The following is a 17,909-nucleotide window of genomic DNA, read 5'->3' as shown; positions in this document are numbered from 1 at the left end:
AGCCGGCGCCCGGCGCGTCCGCCCGTGCACAGTCCGCAGGCGAGTCCGGCGGAGGTGGCCGAGCCGCGGTGAGGTGGACCCATGGACACGGGGACACTGCTCCCGGGGGAGCTGACGACGACCGCCGACCGCCTCGAGCGCTGTGCCGCACGGCTCGAGGTGACGGCGCTGCAGGTGCGGGTCGCGACCGCCACGACCTGGCGGGGCGAGGCCGCGACGCTGCACCGTGAGCGGGTCGCCGAGCACGCCGACGACATCGCGGCCCTCGCCGAGCGGGTGCGTCGGGCTGCGCAGCGCGTGCGCACGCTGCAGCACGTCGCGGAGCAGAGGCTCGACCTCGTCGGTGCCGTCGACCTGACCGCGGGGGTCGGCCGGTGAGCGCCATCGAGGTGTCGGGCGGAGCGGCCGGCCTGTCCGTCGGGCTCGACGAGCTCGAGGAGTCGGCTCGTCGCCTGCGCAGCCTGGCGCTCGACCTCGGCGAGGTCGCGGCGTCGATCGGCCTCGCCGCCACGGACCCCCGGCTCGCGCTGGCCGGGCTGCTCGCCCCGGTGGAGTACCTCGCCGCCGAGGGTGCGCTGCTCGGCTGCATCGGGCCGCATGGCGCCGCCGGTGCCGCTGCTGACGTCACGGCGACCGCGCTCGCGACGACGACGGCGGTCCGGACCTACCGCGGTGCCGAGGAGGCGGTGGAGTCGCTCGCCGACGGCATCGCGACGCAGGCGGGTGCCTGGGTGGGGCGCACGATCGCCCCCGTGGCACTCGGCGTCGGGCTGGCCGTCGCTCCGGTCGTCCCGCTCGTGCTCGCGGTCCCCGGCGCGCGCGACGCCGTGGTGGGCGTCGGTCTGGGGCTCGGCGAGGGGATCGACCAGATCGTGCTCGACCACCCGTGGATCGTCCCGGCCGCCGCCGACGGCCTCGACGGGCTCCTGCTCGGACTCGGGCAGGGACTGCCGGTGCTCGGGCTGTGGCTCGCCCGGCGCAGCGGACGAGCCGGGGCCGTCTACCCGCCGCGCACCCAGACGGAGGCGCTCGGCGTCGTGCTCGCCGCGACGCGCGGGGTGGTCCTCGACGAGTCCGGGCGGCACGCGACCGTGCGCGCCCGCGAGCCGCAGGTCGGGGTGCGCCCGCGCGGGATCGCCGATCTCGTCGCGGGGGACGGGCCGACGTCGGGTCGGTCTCGGGTGCGCGTCACGGGGATCCCGCAGCCCGACGGCGGGTGGGCGTGGGTCGTCGACGTGCCCGGCACCCAGACCTTCGACCCGAGGTCGGGCGACAACCCGTGGGACATGACGAGCAACGTGCTCCTCGTCGCCGGGCGGCAGACCGCGACGATGACGGCCGTGGTGAGCGCGCTCGAGGACTCCCGCCGCCGGGTCGGCGACACCGGGCCGCCGCGCGTCATGCTGACCGGTCACAGCCAGGGCGGACTCGTCGCCGCGGCGCTCGCCGCGGACCCGCGCCTGCGCGATCGCCTCGGCGTTACCCACGTCGTCACCTCGGGGGCACCGATCGCCTCGCTCGACGTGCCACCGGAGGTCTCGGTCCTCAGCATCGAGCACACCGAGGACCCCGTGCCCGCGCTCGAGGGGGCGGACAACCCCGACCGGGCGAGCTGGGTGACGGTCGAGCGCTCCCTCGCCGACGAGCTCGGCGAGGACGGGCGGGCGACGCAGGCCCACGACAACGGTCGCTACGCCGAGGCCGCGCAACTCGTCGACGCCAGCGACGACCCGTCGATCACCGCCTGGCGCGCCGACGCGGTGCCCTACCTCGGCGACGGTCCCGGGGCGACGGTGACGACCGACTACGACGTCGCGCGCCGGTGAGATCCGTGCGGTGGCAGGATCGTGCGGGTGCATCCCTCGACGACCGGCGCCCGCGTGCTCCTCGACGAGCTCGTCCGACTCGGTGTCGGCGAGCTCGTCCTCTGCCCCGGCTCCCGCTCGGCGCCGCTCGCGTACGCCGCGCACGAGCTCGAGCGGCAGGGCCGGCTGCGGCTGCACGTCCGTGTCGACGAGCGCAGCGCTGCCTTCCTCGCACTCGGTCTGGCGAAGACCTCACGACGCCCCGCCGCCGTCGTCACGACGAGCGGCACCGCCGTCGCCAACCTCCACCCCGCCGTGCTCGAGGCCCACCACGGTGCCGTGCCGCTGCTGCTGCTCACCGCCGATCGGCCCCCCGAGCTGCGTGGTGTCGGGGCCAACCAGGCGACCGACCAGGTCGGAGTCTTCGGCGGGCACGTGCGCCTCGCGCTCGAGCTCGAGGCCCCGAGCGACCCCGCCCGGCAGGAGCCGGCCTGGCGCACCGCGGCCGCGCGGGCCGTCGCGGCGGCCACCGGCGCCCTGGCAGGACCCGGGTCCGCAGGCCCCGTGCACCTCGACCTGCCCTACCGTGACCCGCTGGCCCCGGAGTCGCTCGTCGGGTCGGCGGGCCCGGACCCGGCGGCTCCCGAGCCGTCGGACGCCTGCCCCCGGGTGGAGCTGCCCGCCCCCGCGACCGTGACCGACGGGGCCGGGTCACCGCTGCCGCACGAGCCGGACACGCTCGTCGTCATCGGCGAGCTGCCCACCGCCGAGCACCGACGGGCGGCCCTCGACTGGGCCGCCCACCACGGCGCCCCGGTCATCGCCGAGCCGGGGCCGGGCACGCACCACCTCGTCCTGCCCCACGGCGACCTGCTCCTCACGGCGACCGACTGGGTGGGGGAGCACCTGCCCCGGCGCCTGCTCGTCGTCGGGCGACCGACCCTCGGCCGGTCCGTCCCGGCGCTCACCCGCGCCCCCGGGCTGCGCGTCGAGGTCGTCACCTCCGGCGAGCCCGGCGCGGACGGCTGGGCCGATGCCGCGCACGCGGCCTCCGCGGTCCACCCCTTCGCCGCACTGCGGCTCACGGGGGAGGAGGTGGGGGTGACCCCCTTCGCCAGGACCTGGCTGGAGGCCGGCGAGCGGATCGCCGCCGCCGTCCCGATTGAGGCCGGTGGGCCCGCGACCGCTCGCGCCCTGCACGAGACGCTGCTGCCGGGCGCCGCGCTCTTCGTCGGCAGCTCGAGCGTCGCCCGCGACCTCGCCCACGGGGTCGCCCACCCACGGCCCGATGTCGAGGTCGTCACCAGCCGGGGGCTCGCAGGCATCGACGGCTGCGTCTCGACGGCGATCGGGCTCGCCCTCTCCCGCCCCGCGCCGACGGTCGCGCTGCTCGGGGACCTGACCTTCCTCCACGACGCCAACGGCCTGCTCATCGGCCCCGCCGAGCCGCGGCCGGACCTGACGATCGTCGTGCTCGACGACGACGGCGGCAGCATCTTCACCACGCTCGAGTACGGCGCGCCGGAGCTCGCGGGGTCGCTGTCGAGGCTCTTCACCACGCCCACCGGGACGGACATCGGTCTGCTCTGCGCGGCCCACGGCGTGCCGGCGACGACCGCCTGGACCACCGACGAGCTCGCCGGGCTGCTCCGTCAGCCCAGCCCGGGCATCCGGGTCATCCGGGTGCCCGTGAGCGGCAGCGGGCGGCGGGCAGCCGGCCAGCGGGTGCGGGCCGCCGTGGCCGCGGCGCTCGGCTGAGGACTCAGCCGCCCAACGCGGTGCGCATCGGCAGCAGCTTGGCGATCGACTCGGCGACCTCGTCGGCCGCCACCGAGCCGGCGACGATCCCGCAGCCGGCGTACAGCCGCAGCGACTGCGCGCTCTCGTACCACCCGCAGCGCAGCGCGATGCCCCACTCGCCGTCGCCGGAGGCATCCATCCAGCCCACGGGGCCGGCGTAGCGCCCGCGGTCCATCTGCTCGAGCTCGGCGATGACGTCGTCGGCGTCACGGGTGGGGGTGCCGCACACGGCGGCGGAGGGGTGCAGCGAGGCGGCGAGGGCCAGCGAGGTCGACCGGTCGTCGACGACGCCGGCGACGTCCGTCGCCAGGTGCATGACGTTGTTGAGGTGGAGGACGAAGGGGGAGTCCGGCACGTTGATCGACGACGTGTGCGCGGCGAGCGCGTCGGCCACCGACCGCACCGCGTACTCGTGCTCCTCGAGGTCCTTGCTGCTCCGGGCGAGCGACCCGGCGAGGGCCAGGTCGTGGCTGTCGTCGCCGGTGCGGCGGATCGTCCCGGCGAGGACGCGGGAGGTGACCAGCCCGCGCTCGAGGCGCACGAGCATCTCCGGCGTCGCGCCGACGAGGCCGTCGACGGCGAAGACCCAGGTCGTGTCGTAGTCCTCCGCGAGCCGGGTGAGGACCCACCGCGGGTCGATGCGGTGGGAGGCGCTGGCCTGGACGGCTCGGGCGAGCACGACCTTGTCGAGCGCTCCGGCGCTGATCCGGGCGACGGCCTCCTCGACGGCGAGCGCCCACGAGGGGGCGTCGAGGTCACGGTCGACGAAGTCGACCTCGCCGGGGCTGGTCGGGGCCGGCTGCTGCGTGAGCGGCTCGTCGGCCGGCGGCACCGTGGCGTCGGTCGTCGTGGTCGTCACCCAGGCGAGGTCGCCCCGGCGGCCGACGACGACCTCGGGGACGACGAGCACCGACTCGGTCTCCGACCGACGTGAGTAGGCCATGGAGCCGAAGGTGATCGGGCCGGTGCCCGGCTCGTCCACGTCGTCGCGGACGATGGCCTCGGCGGTGACGGCCCGCCACCACTCCTGGGCGTGCTCGAAGCGGTCGGCACCGGTGGCGCGGAAGGTCGCGACCCGGCCCCACCCGACGAAGCCCTCGCCCCTGCGGACCCACGAGACGATGTCGCCGGCGTCCTGCGGCTCGGGCAGGAGGGCGAGCAGGTCGCCGACGCGCGAGGCGGGGACGGAGACGGTGCGCACGACCAGCGCGGGGTGCGGGGTGCCGACGGGGGTGGTGTCGGCGGCAGGCGAAGGTGAGGTCATGGCGGGCAACAGCCTACGACCGCGGGTGCGAAGATGAGGACATGAGCCGCGCCACCCTGCAGAAGGACCCCAAGGACGTCGCCGCGATGTTCGACGAGACCGCCGCGAAGTACGACCTGATGAACGACGTCATGTCGCTGGGTCAGACGCGGCTGTGGCGTCGCGCCGTCCTCGCGTCCATCGACCCCGGGCCGGGTGAGCGGATCCTCGACATCGCCGCCGGCCCCGGCAGCTCCTCGCTGCCGCTGCGACGTGCGGGCGCCCAGGTCGTCTCCGCCGACTTCTCCCTCGGGATGCTGCGGCAGGGGCTCAAGCAGAGCCCGCAGCTGGACTTCACCGCCGCCGACGCGACCCGCCTCCCCTTCGCCGACGCCTCCTTCGACGTCGTGACGATGTCCTTCGGCTTCCGCAACGTCGTGCGGCCGGAGGTGGCGCTCGAGGAGTTCCTGCGCGTGACCCGGCCGGGGGGTCGGCTGCTCATCTGCGAGTTCAGCCAGCCGGTCAACAAGGCCTTCCGCACCGTGTACTCGGAGTACCTCATGGCGGCCTTCCCGCCCGTCGCGCGGCGGCTGAGCTCCAACCCGGAGTCCTACGTCTACCTCGCGGAGTCGATCCAGAGCTGGCCCGCGCAGGAGCCGCTCGCCCGCATGGTCGCCGGCGCCGGGTGGTCCGAGGTGGAGTGGCGCAACCTCACGGGTGGGGTCGTCGCGCTCCATCGAGCGGTCAAGGCGTAGCGAGGCACGAGCGAAGCCTGCACGCGACCACGGGACCGGGCGACCAAAGGTTAGGTCTACCTGCGTGAGCGGCAAGGTTTCCGGCGGGTAGTGTCTCCCGCGATCGTGAAATGCTTCACAAGCAGCTGAGGAACTTCCGTGACCAGTGCACTGCCTGCGGCCGATGGTGACCGCAGTGTCGACGTCATCGTCGTCGGAGCCGGGCCGGGTGGCAGCGCCACCGCCGCCTGGCTGGCGAAGGCGGGCAAGGACGTCGTCCTGCTCGAGAAGTCACGCTTCCCCCGCGACAAGATCTGCGGCGACGGCCTGACCCCGCGCGCGGTGCGCCAGCTCATCAACCTCGGTGTGCCCCTGTCTGAGACGGACGGGTGGGCCCACAACCAGGGCCTGCGGATCATCGGTGGCGGCATGCGGCTGCAGCTCGACTGGCCGGACGTCACCTCCTTCCCCGGGTACGGCATGGTCCGGGCCCGTGCGGACCTCGACGAGGTGCTGGCCCGGCACGCCGCGGCGTGCGGTGCCGAGCTGCTCGAGGGGCGCAACGTCTCCGAGCCGGTCCGCGACGAGAGCGGCCGCATCGTCGGCGTGGTCGCCAAGGTCGTCGACGAGCGGGGACGCGCGACGGGCGAGACCGAGACCTACCGGGCGCCGGTCGTCGTCGCCGCCGACGGCGTCTCCTCCCGTCTGTCGGTGAAGATGGGCCGCGAGAAGCGCGAGGACCGGCCGATGGCCGTCGCGGTGCGCGCCTACTACGAGACCCCCCGTCATGACGACGCCTACCTCGAGAGCCACCTCGAGCTGTGGTCGACGACGCCCGAAGGGGGGCGCATCCTCATGCCGGGCTACGGCTGGCTCTTCGGCCTCGGTGACGGTCGCTCCAACGTCGGCCTGGGTGTCCTCAACACCTCCGAGGCCTTCGGCCGCACCGACTACAAGGACGTCATGCGTCGCTGGGTCGAGACGATGCCGGCGGAGTGGGGCATCAACGAGGACACGATCACCGGCGAGATCACCGCCGCGGCCCTGCCCATGGCCTTCAACCGGCAGCCGCTCTACGCCGACGGCCTCATGCTCGTCGGCGACGCCGGTGGCATGGTCAACCCCTTCAACGGCGAGGGCATCGACTACGCGCTCGAGGCCGGGCACGCCGCGGCCGAGACGATCGTCCAGGCGCTGGCGCGGCCGAGCGCGGCGGAGCGTGAGCGGGTGCTCGCCTCGTACATCGGCCGGATGAAGGACATGCACGGTGGCTACTTCACCCTCGGCGCGCAGTTCGCCAAGCTCATCGGCCGCCCCGAGATCATGCGCCTGGCGACGAAGTACGGCCTGCCGCGGCCGACGCTCATGAAGTTCATGCTCAAGCTCATGGCCAACCTGCCGGAGGAGAAGGGCGGCGGTCTCGACGACCGTCTGGTGCACCTCATGACGAAGGTGGCCCCCAATGCGTGAGCCGGCCGCGATCATGTCGCGGGTCACCCCTAGGATCGTGCGTGGCGTGCATCACAGATCAGGAAGCGAGGCGCAGCGATGAACCCGTACATCCCGCTGCTCATCCTCTTCGCGCTCGGCCTGGGCTTTGCCCTGGTGTCGGTCGGGACGAGTCTCGTCGTCGGTCCGGCGCGGTACAACGTCGCCAAGGCCCAGGCCTACGAGTGCGGCATCCAGCCGACGCCGCAGGCGGAGGAGGGTGGCCGCTTCCCGGTGAAGTACTACCTCACCGCCATGCTGTTCATCATCTTCGACATCGAGGCGCTCTTCCTCTACCCCTTCGCCGTCGCCTTCGACGAGCTGGGGGCGTTCACGCTCGGTGCCGTGGTGCTCTTCCTGTTCAACGCGTTCTTCATCGCCGACGCCTACGTGTGGCGTCGCGGTGGGTTCGAGTGGGACTGACGAGGACGGAGAAGGATCAATGGGGATCGAAGAGAAGCTGCCGGCCGGTATCGCGCTGACGACCGTCGAAAACCTTGCGGGCTACATGCGCAAGGCGTCGATCTGGCCCGCGACCTTCGGGCTGGCCTGCTGCGCCATCGAGATGATGGCCGTCGGCACGCCGCACTACGACCTGGCCCGCTTCGGCATGGAGCGCTTCGCGGCGACGCCGCGCCAGGCCGACCTGATGATCGTCGCCGGCCGCGTGAGCAACAAGATGGCCCCCGTCGTGCGCCAGGTCTACGACCAGATGGCCAACCCGAAGTGGGTCATCTCGATGGGTGTGTGCGCCAGCTCGGGCGGCATGTTCAACAACTACGCGATCGTCCAGGGCGTCGACCACATCATCCCCGTCGACATCTACCTGCCGGGCTGCCCGCCGCGGCCGGAGATGCTGCTCAACGCGATCATCACCCTGCACGAGCAGATCCAGAGCACCCCGCTGGGGGTCAACCGGGTCGCCGCTGCCCGCGCCGCCGAGCAGGCCGCGCTGGGCGCCACCCCGACGGAGCTGCAGCCCCCGACGCACGACCACGAGGGCCTGCTCGGAAGGAACCTCCTCGCATGAGTGACGAGCTCGACACGCCCGCCGAGGGCGTGCACCCGGATGGCGTCGGCCTGAGCGGCACGGCCAACAAGGGCTTCCCGTCGACGCAGGGCCTGACCGGCGGCAACCAGCCGGTCGAGTACAGCAACGTCGAAGGGGAGGGGGCCGGCGAGGTCGACCCCGCGCACGCCCCCGTCGTGCGGGACGAGCGTCGCGGGATGTTCGGTGCCCGGGAGGGGCAGGACACCTCGGGCTACGGCGGGCTGCGCACGAGCGTCGCCTTCCCCGGCGCCGCCCAGCGCCCCTACGGCGGCTGGTACGACGAGATCGTCGACCGGCTCGCCGACGCCACGGGTGGCGACCTGCTCGAGCGGGTCGTCGTCCACGCCGACGAGCTGACGCTGCACGTGCGCCGCGAGGACCTGCCGGTCGTCATGCGGGCGCTGCGCGACCGCCCGGACCTGCGCTTCGAGATGTGCATGTCGGTCTCTGGGGTGCACTTCCCCCAGGACGAGGGCGCGGAGCTGCACGTCGTCTACCACCTGCTCTCGATCACCCACGGCGGTCGCCGCCTGCGGGTCGAGGTCACCGCGCCGGATGCCGACCCGCACATCCCGAGCGTCGTCGCCACCTACCCCGCGGCCGACTGGCACGAGCGGGAGACGTGGGACATGTTCGGTGTCGTCTTCGACGGGCACCCGGCGCTCACCCGCATCCTCATGCCCGACGACTGGGCCGGGCACCCGCAGCGCAAGGACTACCCGCTGGGTGGCATCCCGGTGGAGTACAAGGGCGGCACCGTCCCGCCGCCCGACGAGCGGAGGTCGTACAGCTGATGGCTCGCACACGCACGCACACCGGGGTGCATGCCACTCCCGGCGCCGACGACCTCGCCGAGGGTCACGTCGTCAACGTCTCCGGCGGCGACTGGGACCAGGAGATGGGCGAGCTCGGGATGAACCCCGAGGAGCGGATTGTCCTCAACATGGGCCCGCAGCACCCGTCAACCCACGGGGTGCTCCGGCTCATCCTCGAGCTCGACGGCGAGACGGTCACCGAGGCCCGCGCAGGCATCGGCTACCTGCACACCGGCATCGAGAAGAACATGGAGTTCCGCACCTGGACGCAGGGGGTCACCTTCTGCACCCGGATGGACTACCTGACGCCGATGTTCCAGGAGGCCGCGTACTGCCTGGCGATCGAGAAGGTCCTCGGCATCACGGCGGACATCCCCGAGCGCGCGAGCGCGATCCGGGTGCTCATGATGGAGCTGACCCGCATCTCCAGCCACCTCATCTGTCTCGGCACCGGTGGCATGGAGATGGGCGCGACGACGATCATGACGATCAGCTTCCGCGAGCGCGAGCGGATCCTGTCGGTCATCGAGAACATCACCGGCCTGCGGATGAACAATGCCTACATCCGCCCGGGCGGTGTCGCCCAGGACCTGCCGCACGGCGCGATCGACAAGATCCGCGAGATGGTGCCGCAGGTGCGCAAGGGCATCGGCGAGCTGGAAAAGCTGCTGCTGGAGAACCCGATCCTCAAGGGCCGCACCAAGGACGTCGGGGTCCTCTCCCTCACCGGGTGCACCGCGCTGGGCATCACCGGTCCGGTGCTCCGCTCGACCGGCCTGCCGCACGACCTGCGCAAGCTGACGCCCTACTGCGGCTACGAGAAGTACGACTTCGACGTCATCACCCGCACGGGTGCCGACGCCTACGACCGCCTGTGCATCCGCCTCGACGAGATGCGCGAGAGCCTGAAGATCGTCGAGCAGGTCACCGACGAGCTGCAGCGCCACCCCGGCGAGACGATGGTCGCCGACAAGCGCATCGCCTGGCCGGCCCGGCTGGCGGTCGGTGGCGACGGGCAGGGCAACAGCCTCGACCACATCCGCGAGATCATGGGCACCTCGATGGAGTCTCTGATCCACCACTTCAAGCTGGTGACGGAGGGCTTCCGTGTGCCGCCCGGGCAGGCCTACGTCGGCATCGAGTCGCCGAAGGGGGAGCTGGGCTGCCACGTCGTCGCCGACGGCGGCACCCGCCCCTACCGGGCCCACTTCCGGGACCCGAGCTTCAACAACCTGCAGGCCGTCGCGGCCATGTGCGAAGGGGGCAACCTCGCCGACGTCATCGTCGCGGTCGCCTCGATCGACCCGGTGATGGGAGGGGTGGACCGCTGATGGTCAACCACTACGGAGAGCAGACCGCCTCGGGGCACCTGCACGTGCCGTCGGAGAGCAAGGAGCCCTACCCCGCGGACGTCCTCGAGCAGCTGTCGACGGACGCCGAGGCGGTCATCGCCCGGTACCCGCAGCGGCGCTCGGCGCTGCTGCCGCTGCTGCACCTCGTGCAGAGCATCGACGGCTACGTCACCGGTCGGGGCATCGACTTCTGCGCGAGCGCCCTCGGGCTGACGACGGCCGAGGTCTCGGGCGTCGCGACCTTCTACACCCAGTACAAGCGCCACCCCAATGGCGACTACACCGTCGGCGTGTGCACCAACACGCTGTGCGCGGTCATGGGCGGCGACGCGATCTGGGAGACGGTGAGCGAGCACCTCGGCATCGGCCACGACGAGACGACCGAGGACGGCAAGATCACCCTCGAGCGCATCGAGTGCAATGCGGCGTGCGACTACGCCCCGGTCGTCATGACCAACTGGGAGTTCTTCGACAACCAGACCCCCGACTCCACGGTGCAGCTCGTCGACGACCTGCGCTCCGGTGCGCCGGTGGCGCCGACGCGCGGGCCGAGCCGGGTGTGCACCTTCAAGCAGGTCTCGCGCGTGCTCGCCGGCTTCCCCGACGGGCTGGCCGACGAGGGCGTCGGAGCCGGGACGGCCTCCCTTCGCGGGGTGGAGCTGGCGCGACGCGAAGGGTGGACGGCTCCCGACAGCGGCGACGCCACCCCCGACGCGGCGCCGACCAACGACGCGTCGACCGAGGGCACCGCCACCGGCGAGCAGACCTCCGTCGACACCCCGGCCAACGAGCCGGACGAGCGCCCGACGAGTGACGGCAAGGAGGGGCAGGCATGACGACGCTGACGCCGATCCTCACGAGGTTCTGGGACCACCCGCAGTCGTGGGCCCTGGCCACCTACGAGGAGCACGACGGCTACTCCGCCCTGCGCCGGGCCCTCGGCGAGGACCCCTCCGACCTCGTGCAGACGATGAAGGACTCCGGCCTGCGCGGTCGTGGCGGCGCCGGCTTCCCCACCGGCATGAAGTGGGGCTTCCTGCCCCCGCCGGACGGCGGCCCCCGCTACCTCGTCGTCAACGCGGACGAGTCCGAGCCGGGCACGTGCAAGGACATCCCGCTGCTCATGGCCGCCCCGCACTTCCTCGTCGAGGGCGTCGCGATCACGAGCTTCGCCATCGGCTGCAACCACGCCTTCATCTACCTGCGCGGCGAGGTCGTCCACGTCTACCGCCGCCTCATGCGCGCGGTCGAGGAGGCCTACGCGGCCGGCTACCTCGGCAAGGACATCCAGGGCAGCGGCTTCGACCTCGACGTCACCGTCCACGCCGGTGCCGGTGCCTACATCTGCGGCGAGGAGACGGCCCTGCTCGACTCCCTCGAAGGGCGCCGCGGCCAGCCCCGTCTCAAGCCCCCCTTCCCGGCCGTCGCCGGTCTGTACGCCCGCCCGACGGTGGTCAACAACGTCGAGTCCATCGCCTCGGTGCCGCTCATCGTCAGCCAGGGGGCCGACTGGTTCTCCGACATGGGGACGGAGAAGTCCCAGGGCTTCGGCATCTTCTCCCTCTCGGGCCACGTCAAGCGGCCCGGTCAGTACGAGGCACCGCTCGGCATCACCCTGCGCGAGCTCATCGACATGGCCGGGGGCATGCGCGACCCGGCGCACCCGCTGAAGTTCTGGACGCCCGGAGGGTCGTCCACGCCGATCTTCACCGACGCCCACCTCGACGTGCCCCTCGACTTCGAGTCGGTGGCGGCGCACGGGTCGATGCTCGGCACGCGCGCGCTGCAGATCTTCGACGACACCGTCTCGGTCGTGCGCGCCGTGAGCCGCTGGACCGACTTCTACAAGCACGAGTCCTGCGGCAAGTGCACCCCGTGTCGCGAGGGCACGTGGTGGCTCGCGCAGATCCTCGAGCGGATCGAGCACGGCCGGGGCACCCCCGAGGACATCGACAAGCTCGTCGACATCTGCGACAACATCCTCGGGCGCTCCTTCTGCGCCCTCGGTGACGGCGCGACGAGCCCGATCACCTCGGCGGTCAAGCACTTCCGCGAGGAGTTCGAGGCCGGCTGCCACACCCCGGCCGCCGAGCTCTTCCCGCCGGCTGCCTCGACGCTCTTCGCCCACCACGACAGCGCGCAGGTGAACGCATGACCGTCACGAGCGACAAGAACACCGCCCCCGCGACTCCCGAGCTGGTCACGGTGAGCATCGACGGGGTGCCGGTCGAGGTCCCCAAGGACACCCTCGTCATCCGGGCGGCCGAGGAGGCGGGCATCCAGATCCCGCGCTTCTGCGACCACCCCCTCCTCGAGCCCGTCGGCGCCTGCCGGCAGTGTCTCGTCGAGGTCGCGACGCCCGACCGCGAGGGCAACGTCAAGCCCATGCCCAAGCCCCAGGCCAGCTGCACGATGACCGTCAGCGAGGGCATGGTCGTGCGCACGCAGCACAGCTCGCCCGTCGCGGACAAGGCGCAGCAGGGCGTCATGGAGCTGCTGCTCATCAACCACCCGCTCGACTGCCCGGTCTGCGACAAGGGTGGCGAGTGCCCCCTGCAGAACCAGGCGATGAGCAACGGCCGGGCGACCTCGCGCTTCGAGGACGTCAAGCGCACCTACCCCAAGCCGGTCAACATCTCCTCGCAGGTGCTGCTCGACCGCGAGCGGTGCGTCCTGTGCGCGCGCTGCACCCGCTTTTCCGACCAGGTCGCCGGCGACCCCTTCATCGCGCTCGTCGAGCGGGGCGCCCTGCAGCAGGTCGGGATCTACGAGGAGCAGCCCTTCGAGTCCTACTTCTCGGGCAACACCGTGCAGATCTGCCCGGTGGGGGCGCTGACCGGGGCGGCCTACCGCTTCCGCTCCCGACCCTTCGACCTCGTCTCCACCCCCGACGTCTGCGAGCACTGCGCCGACGGCTGCTCCCTTCGCACCGACCACCGTCGCGGCACCGTCCTGCGGCGCCTGGCCGGCAACGACCCGCAGGTCAACGAGGAGTGGAACTGCGACAAGGGCCGCTGGGCCTTCGTCTCGGCCGACCTCGGCGACCGCTTCGAGCTGCCGATGGTCCGGGACGCCGACGGTGAGCTGCGGGTCGTCTCCTGGCGGGAGGCCCTGGCCGCCGCCGCGGCCGGACTGCGCGCCGCCACCGACCACGGCGTCCTCGTGGGCGGCCGGGTGAGCGTCGAGGACGCCCACGCCTACGCCGCCTTCGCCCGTACGGTGCTGCACACGGGCAACATCGACCACCGCGCCCGCCCGCACTCGGCGGACGAGCGCGACTTCCTGCTGCGCCACGTCGCCGGCACGACGCCCGAGACGGGCGTGACCTACGACGAGATCGGCCGCGCCGGCTCGGTGCTGCTCGCCGGGCTCGAGCCCGAGGAGGAGAGCCCGATCCTCTTCCTGCGCCTGCGCAAGGCGCACCGCAAGGCCGGCACCGCCGTCTACTCCGTCGCCCCCCTGGCCACCCGTGGTCTCGACAAGCTCGGCGGCACCCTCATCCCGAGCGCGCCCGGCACCGAGACCGAGGTGCTCACCGCGCTCGCCGGTGAGATCGGCCCCGGCACCGACACCGACCCGGTCGTCGCCGCCCACGCCGCGCTGCGGGGCGAGCGACCGATCATCCTCGTCGGCGAGCGTCTGGCCACCGTGCCCGGCGCGCTCGCCGCTGCCGCCGAGCTCGCCACGGCGACCGGCGCGCGCCTGGCCTGGGTGCCGCGTCGCGCGGGCGAGCGGGGCGCCATCGAGGCCGGGTGCCTGCCCGATGCCGGAGCCCGTGATACGGCCGGCATGGTCGCCGCTGCGGCGGACGGCCGCGTCGGCGCCCTGCTCGTCGGCGGTGTCGACGTCGACGACCTCGGGCTGCCGGGGGCCGCGCAGGCCTTCGAGCGGGCCTTCGTCGTCTCCCTCGAGATCCGGCCGAGCAGCGTCACCGAGCACGCCGACGTCGTCCTGCCCGTCGCTCCGCACGCGGAGCGCGCCGGTGCCTTCGTCAACTGGGAAGGCCGGGTGCGGCCCTTCGAGGCGGCGCTCGCGACGAGCGCCCTGCCCGACCACCGGGTGCTGCACATGCTCGCCGACGAGATGGGCGCCTTCCTCGGCACGCGCACGACCGCCGAGGCCCGCCGCTCGATGGAGGCCACGGCCACGCCGCGCGCCGAGGGCTACCCGCCGCGGGTGCGCCGCGCCCCCGTCCCGGAGCCCGGTGTCGGCGAGCTCGTGCTCGCCACCTGGCGGCTCATGCTCGACAAGGGCTCGCTGCAGGACGGCGAACCCTTCCTCGCCGGCACCGCGAAGGCGCCCCGCGCCCTCATCTCGCCGGTGACCGCGCAGGGGATGGGCATCGTCGACGGTGACCTCGTCACCGTGAGCAGCGAGGACCTGCGGGTCACCGTGCCCGTCGTCATCCACGACATGGTCGACCACGTCGTGTGGTTGCCGACCAACTCCGAGAGCTGCGACCTGCGCGGCCTCGCCGGACAGGCCGGAGCGATCGTCTCCGTGACGAAGGGGGGTGCGGCATGACGGGGCTCGACCTCCTCGTCGCCGCGGCCGACAAGCCGGTGGCCGCCGACTTCAGCGACACGCCCCTGTGGCTCTCGCTCGTCAAGGCGCTCTTCCTCTTCGTCTACCTGCTCGTCTCCGTGCTGCTCGTCATCTGGTTCGAGCGCCGCGTCATCGGCCGGATGCAGCAGCGTCCCGGCCCCAACCGCAACGGCCCCTTCGGCCTGCTGCAGACCCTCGCCGACGGCATGAAGTCGATGCTCAAGGAGGACGTGCGGCCGAAGGGGGCCGACGCCCTGATCTTCACCATCGCCCCGGTGATCTTCGCGTCGATGGCCTTCGTCGCCTTCTCGATCATGCCGCTCGGCGGGATGGTGTGGATGTTTGGCCACCACACCCCGCTGCAGCTGACCGACCTGCCGGTCGCCGCGCTGCTCGTCCTCGCGGTCGCGGGCGTCGCGGCCTACGGCATCGTCCTCGGTGGCTGGTCCGCCGGGTCGACCTACCCGCTGCTCGGTGGCCTGCGCGCGACGGCCCAGCTCATCTCCTACGAGATCGCGATGGGCCTGGCCCTCGTGGCGGTCTTCATGTACGCGGGCTCGATGAGCACGAGTGAGATCGTCGCCGCCCAGAGCGACCTCTGGTACGTCGTCCCCGCCTGCGTCTCCTTCGTCATCTATGTCATCACGATGGTCGGCGAGACCAACCGGCTGCCCTTCGACCTCGCCGAGGGCGAGGGCGAGATCGTCGGTGGCTACTTCACCGAGTACTCCGGGATGCGCTTCGCGATGTTCTTCCTCGGGGAGTACATCAACATGTTCACCGTCTCGGCGCTCGCGACGACCCTCTTCCTCGGTGGCTGGCAGGCACCTCCCGGCATCGCCGCCATCGGTGACGGCATGCTCAACACCGGCTGGTGGGGCCTGCTGTGGTTCACCGCCAAGCTGTGGCTCTTCATGTACTTCTTCGTCTGGCTGCGCGGCACCCTGCCCCGGACCCGTTACGACCAGTTCATGCGCTTCGGCTGGAAGTTCCTCATCCCCGTCACCGTCGCCTGGGTCATCGCGGTCGCCTTCATCCGCGGCGCGGACGCCGGCTTCTTCGGCGACGGCACCGTCGGCCTCCTAGGCGTCGAGTTCCCCGTCTCCTCGCTGATCATCGTCTCGGTGCTCGGCGTGCTCGTCCTCGGGTCCACGTGGATCTGGGAGAGCAAGGTCGAGGCGCGCTCGCAGGCCGAGCAGGCCGCGGCCGAGGTGCCCGACGAGATCGACCCGTGGGCCGGGGGCTACCCCGTGCCCCCGATGCCCGGGCAGCGCCTCGTCGAGGCGTCCCCGGCCGGCGCCGCCATCGGCTCCGCGCCGGCGCCCACCCCGTCCACGACGACCAATGCGCCGACCTCCGAGGAGGAGCACCGTGGCTGACGACGACGCCAAGGGAGGGTTCTTCGCCGACCTCTTCGCCCCCGTGGCGGGCTTCGGGGTCACCTTCGCGACGATGTTTCGCAAGGTGGCGACCCAGGAGTACCCCGAGGTCAAGTGGCCCACCCAGCCGCGATTCCACGGCCGGCACCAGCTCAACCGTCACCCGGACGGTCTCGAGAAGTGCGTGGGCTGCGAGCTGTGCGCCTGGGCCTGCCCGGCCGACGCGATCCTCGTCGAGGGCCGCGGCAACGACGACGAGCGGGGGCTGCGCTTCAGCCCCGGTGAGCGCTACGGGCACATCTACCAGATCAACTACCTGCGCTGCATCTTCTGCGGCCTGTGCATCGAGGCCTGCCCGACGCGGGCGCTGACGATGACCAACGAGTACGAGCTCGCGGACAACAACCGCGCCGACCTGATCTTCACCAAGGAGCAGCTGCTCGCCCCCCTCCAGGAGGGGATGCTCCCCCCGCCGCACCCGATGGTCGCCGGCACGGAGGAGCGCGACTACTACCAGGGCAAGGTCGCGACGGCCACCGACGAGCAGCGTCGGTGGGTCGACCAGCACACGAGCGACCGCGACGCGGGCGGCTCGGACGCGAGCGGCCACGACACGGAGGAGGCCCGATGACCGGCACCGGTGAGGCCGTCGTCTTCTGGGTCCTCAGCTGCATCGCCGTCCCCGGCGCGCTGGCCCTACTCTTCGCTCGCAAGGCCGTTCACGCGGCCATCGGCATGGTGACGACGATGATCGTCCTCGGCGTCTTCTACCTCCTGCAGGAGGCGGACTTCCTCGGGGTCGTGCACATCTTCGTCTACACCGGCGCGGTGATGATGCTCTTCCTCTTCGTCGTCATGCTCGTCGGTGTCGACCACTCGTCCTCCCTCGTCGAGACGCTCAAGGGCCAGCGCGTGCTCACCCTCGTGCTCTCGCTCGCCGTCGTCGCGCTGCTCTTCGGCGCCATCGGCCGGGTCTCCTACTCCGGGGACCCCTCGCTCGCGGAGGTCAACGCCAACCCGGGCAACGTCGAGGCGATCGCCTACCTCGTCTTCGGCAAGTACGTCTGGCTCTTCGAGGTGACGGCCGGCCTGCTCACCGTCGCCGCGATCGGCGCCATGGTCTTCGCCCACCGCGAGCGGATCATCGCCAAGCCGACGCAGAAGGAGTGGATGGACCAGCGCTTCCGCTCCGGCAAGCACTTGGCCGGTCTGCCCGTCCCCGGCGTCTACGCCCGGCACAACGCCGTCGACACCCCGGCGCTGCTGCCCGACGGCAGCATCAGCGAGCTCTCGCTCAACCGGGTGCTCGTCGCCCGCGACCAGGTCACCACGCCGACGCGGTACACCCAGCTCGAGGACGCCGAGACCACGACCGACGGGGGGCAGGAGCGATGAGCCCGATGAACTACATCTACCTCTCGGTCATCCTCTTCACGATCGGCAGCGCGACCGTGCTGCTGCGGCGCAATGCGATCGTCGTCTTCATGGGCGTCGAGCTCATGCTCAACGCCGCCTCGCTCGCCTTCGTCACCTTCGCCCGCATGCACGGGTCGGTCGAGGGCCAGGTGATCGCCATGTTCGTCATGGTCGTCGCGGCTGCCGAGGTCGTCGTCGGACTGGCCATCATCATGGCCGTCTTCCGTGCCCGCCGGTCGGCCTCGGTCGACGACGCCAACCTGCTGAAGCTGTAAGGGAGT

17 protein-coding genes are annotated in these 17,909 nt (G+C 72.1%); 16 read left to right on the top strand and 1 reads right to left on the bottom strand.

Going from position 1 to position 17,909, the window contains the following annotated elements:
• The first annotated feature begins 81 nt into the window (after positions 1–81).
• Genes CWN80_RS10450 through menD form a run of 3 tightly spaced genes read left to right on the top strand, consistent with a single transcriptional unit; the run spans position 82 to position 3,563 of the window.
• A complete protein-coding gene (locus CWN80_RS10450; protein ID WP_007925552.1) occupies positions 82–378 on the top strand; it encodes a hypothetical protein in 297 nt (98 codons plus the stop codon).
• Complete coding sequence (locus tag CWN80_RS10445; RefSeq protein WP_128277251.1) at positions 375–1,826, top strand: hypothetical protein; 1,452 nt, start codon at positions 375–377, stop codon at positions 1,824–1,826. Before CWN80_RS10450 ends, CWN80_RS10445 begins: the two co-directional genes overlap by 4 nt.
• A 27-nt stretch (positions 1,827–1,853) precedes the next feature.
• Positions 1,854–3,563: a 2-succinyl-5-enolpyruvyl-6-hydroxy-3-cyclohexene-1-carboxylic-acid synthase gene (gene menD, locus CWN80_RS10440; RefSeq protein ID WP_128277250.1), complete on the top strand. Its 1,710-nt coding sequence runs from the start codon at positions 1,854–1,856 to the stop codon at positions 3,561–3,563.
• A gap of 4 nt (positions 3,564–3,567) precedes the next feature.
• Here the strand turns inward: menD and CWN80_RS10435 are convergent, their stop codons facing one another.
• A complete protein-coding gene (locus tag CWN80_RS10435; RefSeq protein ID WP_007925560.1) occupies positions 3,568–4,869 on the bottom strand; it encodes an isochorismate synthase in 1,302 nt (433 codons plus the stop codon).
• Positions 4,870–4,910: 41 nt separating this feature from the next.
• On the opposite strand from CWN80_RS10435, the gene CWN80_RS10430 reads away from it, so the two are divergent.
• The 13 genes from CWN80_RS10430 (at position 4,911) to nuoK (ending at position 17,903) form a co-directional block, all read left to right on the top strand.
• Positions 4,911–5,603: a demethylmenaquinone methyltransferase gene (locus CWN80_RS10430; RefSeq protein ID WP_007925562.1), complete on the top strand. Its 693-nt coding sequence runs from the start codon at positions 4,911–4,913 to the stop codon at positions 5,601–5,603.
• A 138-nt stretch (positions 5,604–5,741) separates the two neighbouring features.
• Entirely contained in the window at positions 5,742–7,052 is a 1,311-nt protein-coding gene (locus CWN80_RS10425) for a geranylgeranyl reductase family protein (RefSeq protein ID WP_007925564.1), read from the top strand.
• Between the two features lie 78 nt (positions 7,053–7,130).
• On the top strand, positions 7,131–7,493 hold the full coding sequence (locus CWN80_RS10420; protein ID WP_007925566.1) for an NADH-quinone oxidoreductase subunit A: 363 nt from the start codon (positions 7,131–7,133) through the stop codon (positions 7,491–7,493).
• Positions 7,494–7,512: 19 nt separating this feature from the next.
• On the top strand, positions 7,513–8,100 hold the full coding sequence (locus CWN80_RS10415) for a NuoB/complex I 20 kDa subunit family protein (RefSeq protein ID WP_007925568.1): 588 nt from the start codon (positions 7,513–7,515) through the stop codon (positions 8,098–8,100).
• On the top strand, positions 8,097–8,915 hold the full coding sequence (locus CWN80_RS10410) for an NADH-quinone oxidoreductase subunit C (RefSeq protein WP_128277249.1): 819 nt from the start codon (positions 8,097–8,099) through the stop codon (positions 8,913–8,915). Before CWN80_RS10415 ends, CWN80_RS10410 begins: the two co-directional genes overlap by 4 nt.
• On the top strand, positions 8,915–10,267 hold the full coding sequence (locus CWN80_RS10405) for an NADH-quinone oxidoreductase subunit D (protein ID WP_007925570.1): 1,353 nt from the start codon (positions 8,915–8,917) through the stop codon (positions 10,265–10,267). The genes CWN80_RS10410 and CWN80_RS10405 overlap by 1 nt, the downstream gene beginning before the upstream one ends.
• A complete protein-coding gene (nuoE, locus tag CWN80_RS10400; RefSeq protein ID WP_007925571.1) occupies positions 10,267–11,124 on the top strand; it encodes an NADH-quinone oxidoreductase subunit NuoE in 858 nt (285 codons plus the stop codon). Before CWN80_RS10405 ends, nuoE begins: the two co-directional genes overlap by 1 nt.
• Positions 11,121–12,443, top strand: a complete 1,323-nt coding sequence (gene nuoF, locus CWN80_RS10395) for an NADH-quinone oxidoreductase subunit NuoF (RefSeq protein WP_007925573.1) — start codon at positions 11,121–11,123, stop codon at positions 12,441–12,443. The genes nuoE and nuoF overlap by 4 nt, the downstream gene beginning before the upstream one ends.
• Entirely contained in the window at positions 12,440–14,812 is a 2,373-nt protein-coding gene (locus CWN80_RS10390) for an NADH-quinone oxidoreductase subunit G (RefSeq protein ID WP_007925574.1), read from the top strand. The genes nuoF and CWN80_RS10390 overlap by 4 nt, the downstream gene beginning before the upstream one ends.
• The gene (gene nuoH / locus CWN80_RS10385; RefSeq protein WP_007925576.1) at positions 14,809–16,212 is read left to right on the top strand and encodes an NADH-quinone oxidoreductase subunit NuoH; all 1,404 of its coding nucleotides are present in this window, start codon (positions 14,809–14,811) and stop codon (positions 16,210–16,212) included. The genes CWN80_RS10390 and nuoH overlap by 4 nt, the downstream gene beginning before the upstream one ends.
• Positions 16,178–16,843 (top strand): NADH-quinone oxidoreductase subunit NuoI, encoded by a 666-nt coding sequence (gene nuoI / locus CWN80_RS10380; RefSeq protein WP_051987865.1) that lies wholly within the window; start codon positions 16,178–16,180, stop codon positions 16,841–16,843. Before nuoH ends, nuoI begins: the two co-directional genes overlap by 35 nt.
• The gene (locus tag CWN80_RS10375; RefSeq protein WP_007925580.1) at positions 16,840–17,607 is read left to right on the top strand and encodes an NADH-quinone oxidoreductase subunit J; all 768 of its coding nucleotides are present in this window, start codon (positions 16,840–16,842) and stop codon (positions 17,605–17,607) included. The genes nuoI and CWN80_RS10375 overlap by 4 nt, the downstream gene beginning before the upstream one ends.
• The gene (gene nuoK / locus CWN80_RS10370) at positions 17,604–17,903 is read left to right on the top strand and encodes an NADH-quinone oxidoreductase subunit NuoK (protein WP_040880782.1); all 300 of its coding nucleotides are present in this window, start codon (positions 17,604–17,606) and stop codon (positions 17,901–17,903) included. The genes CWN80_RS10375 and nuoK overlap by 4 nt, the downstream gene beginning before the upstream one ends.
• Positions 17,904–17,909 lie beyond the last annotated feature (6 nt).

This window comes from Janibacter hoylei PVAS-1, assembly GCF_004025845.1.
Lineage (GTDB): Bacteria > Actinomycetota > Actinomycetes > Actinomycetales > Dermatophilaceae > Janibacter > Janibacter hoylei.
Note: the sequence above shows the minus strand (reverse complement) of the source record. Positions and strands in the feature narration are given on the sequence as shown.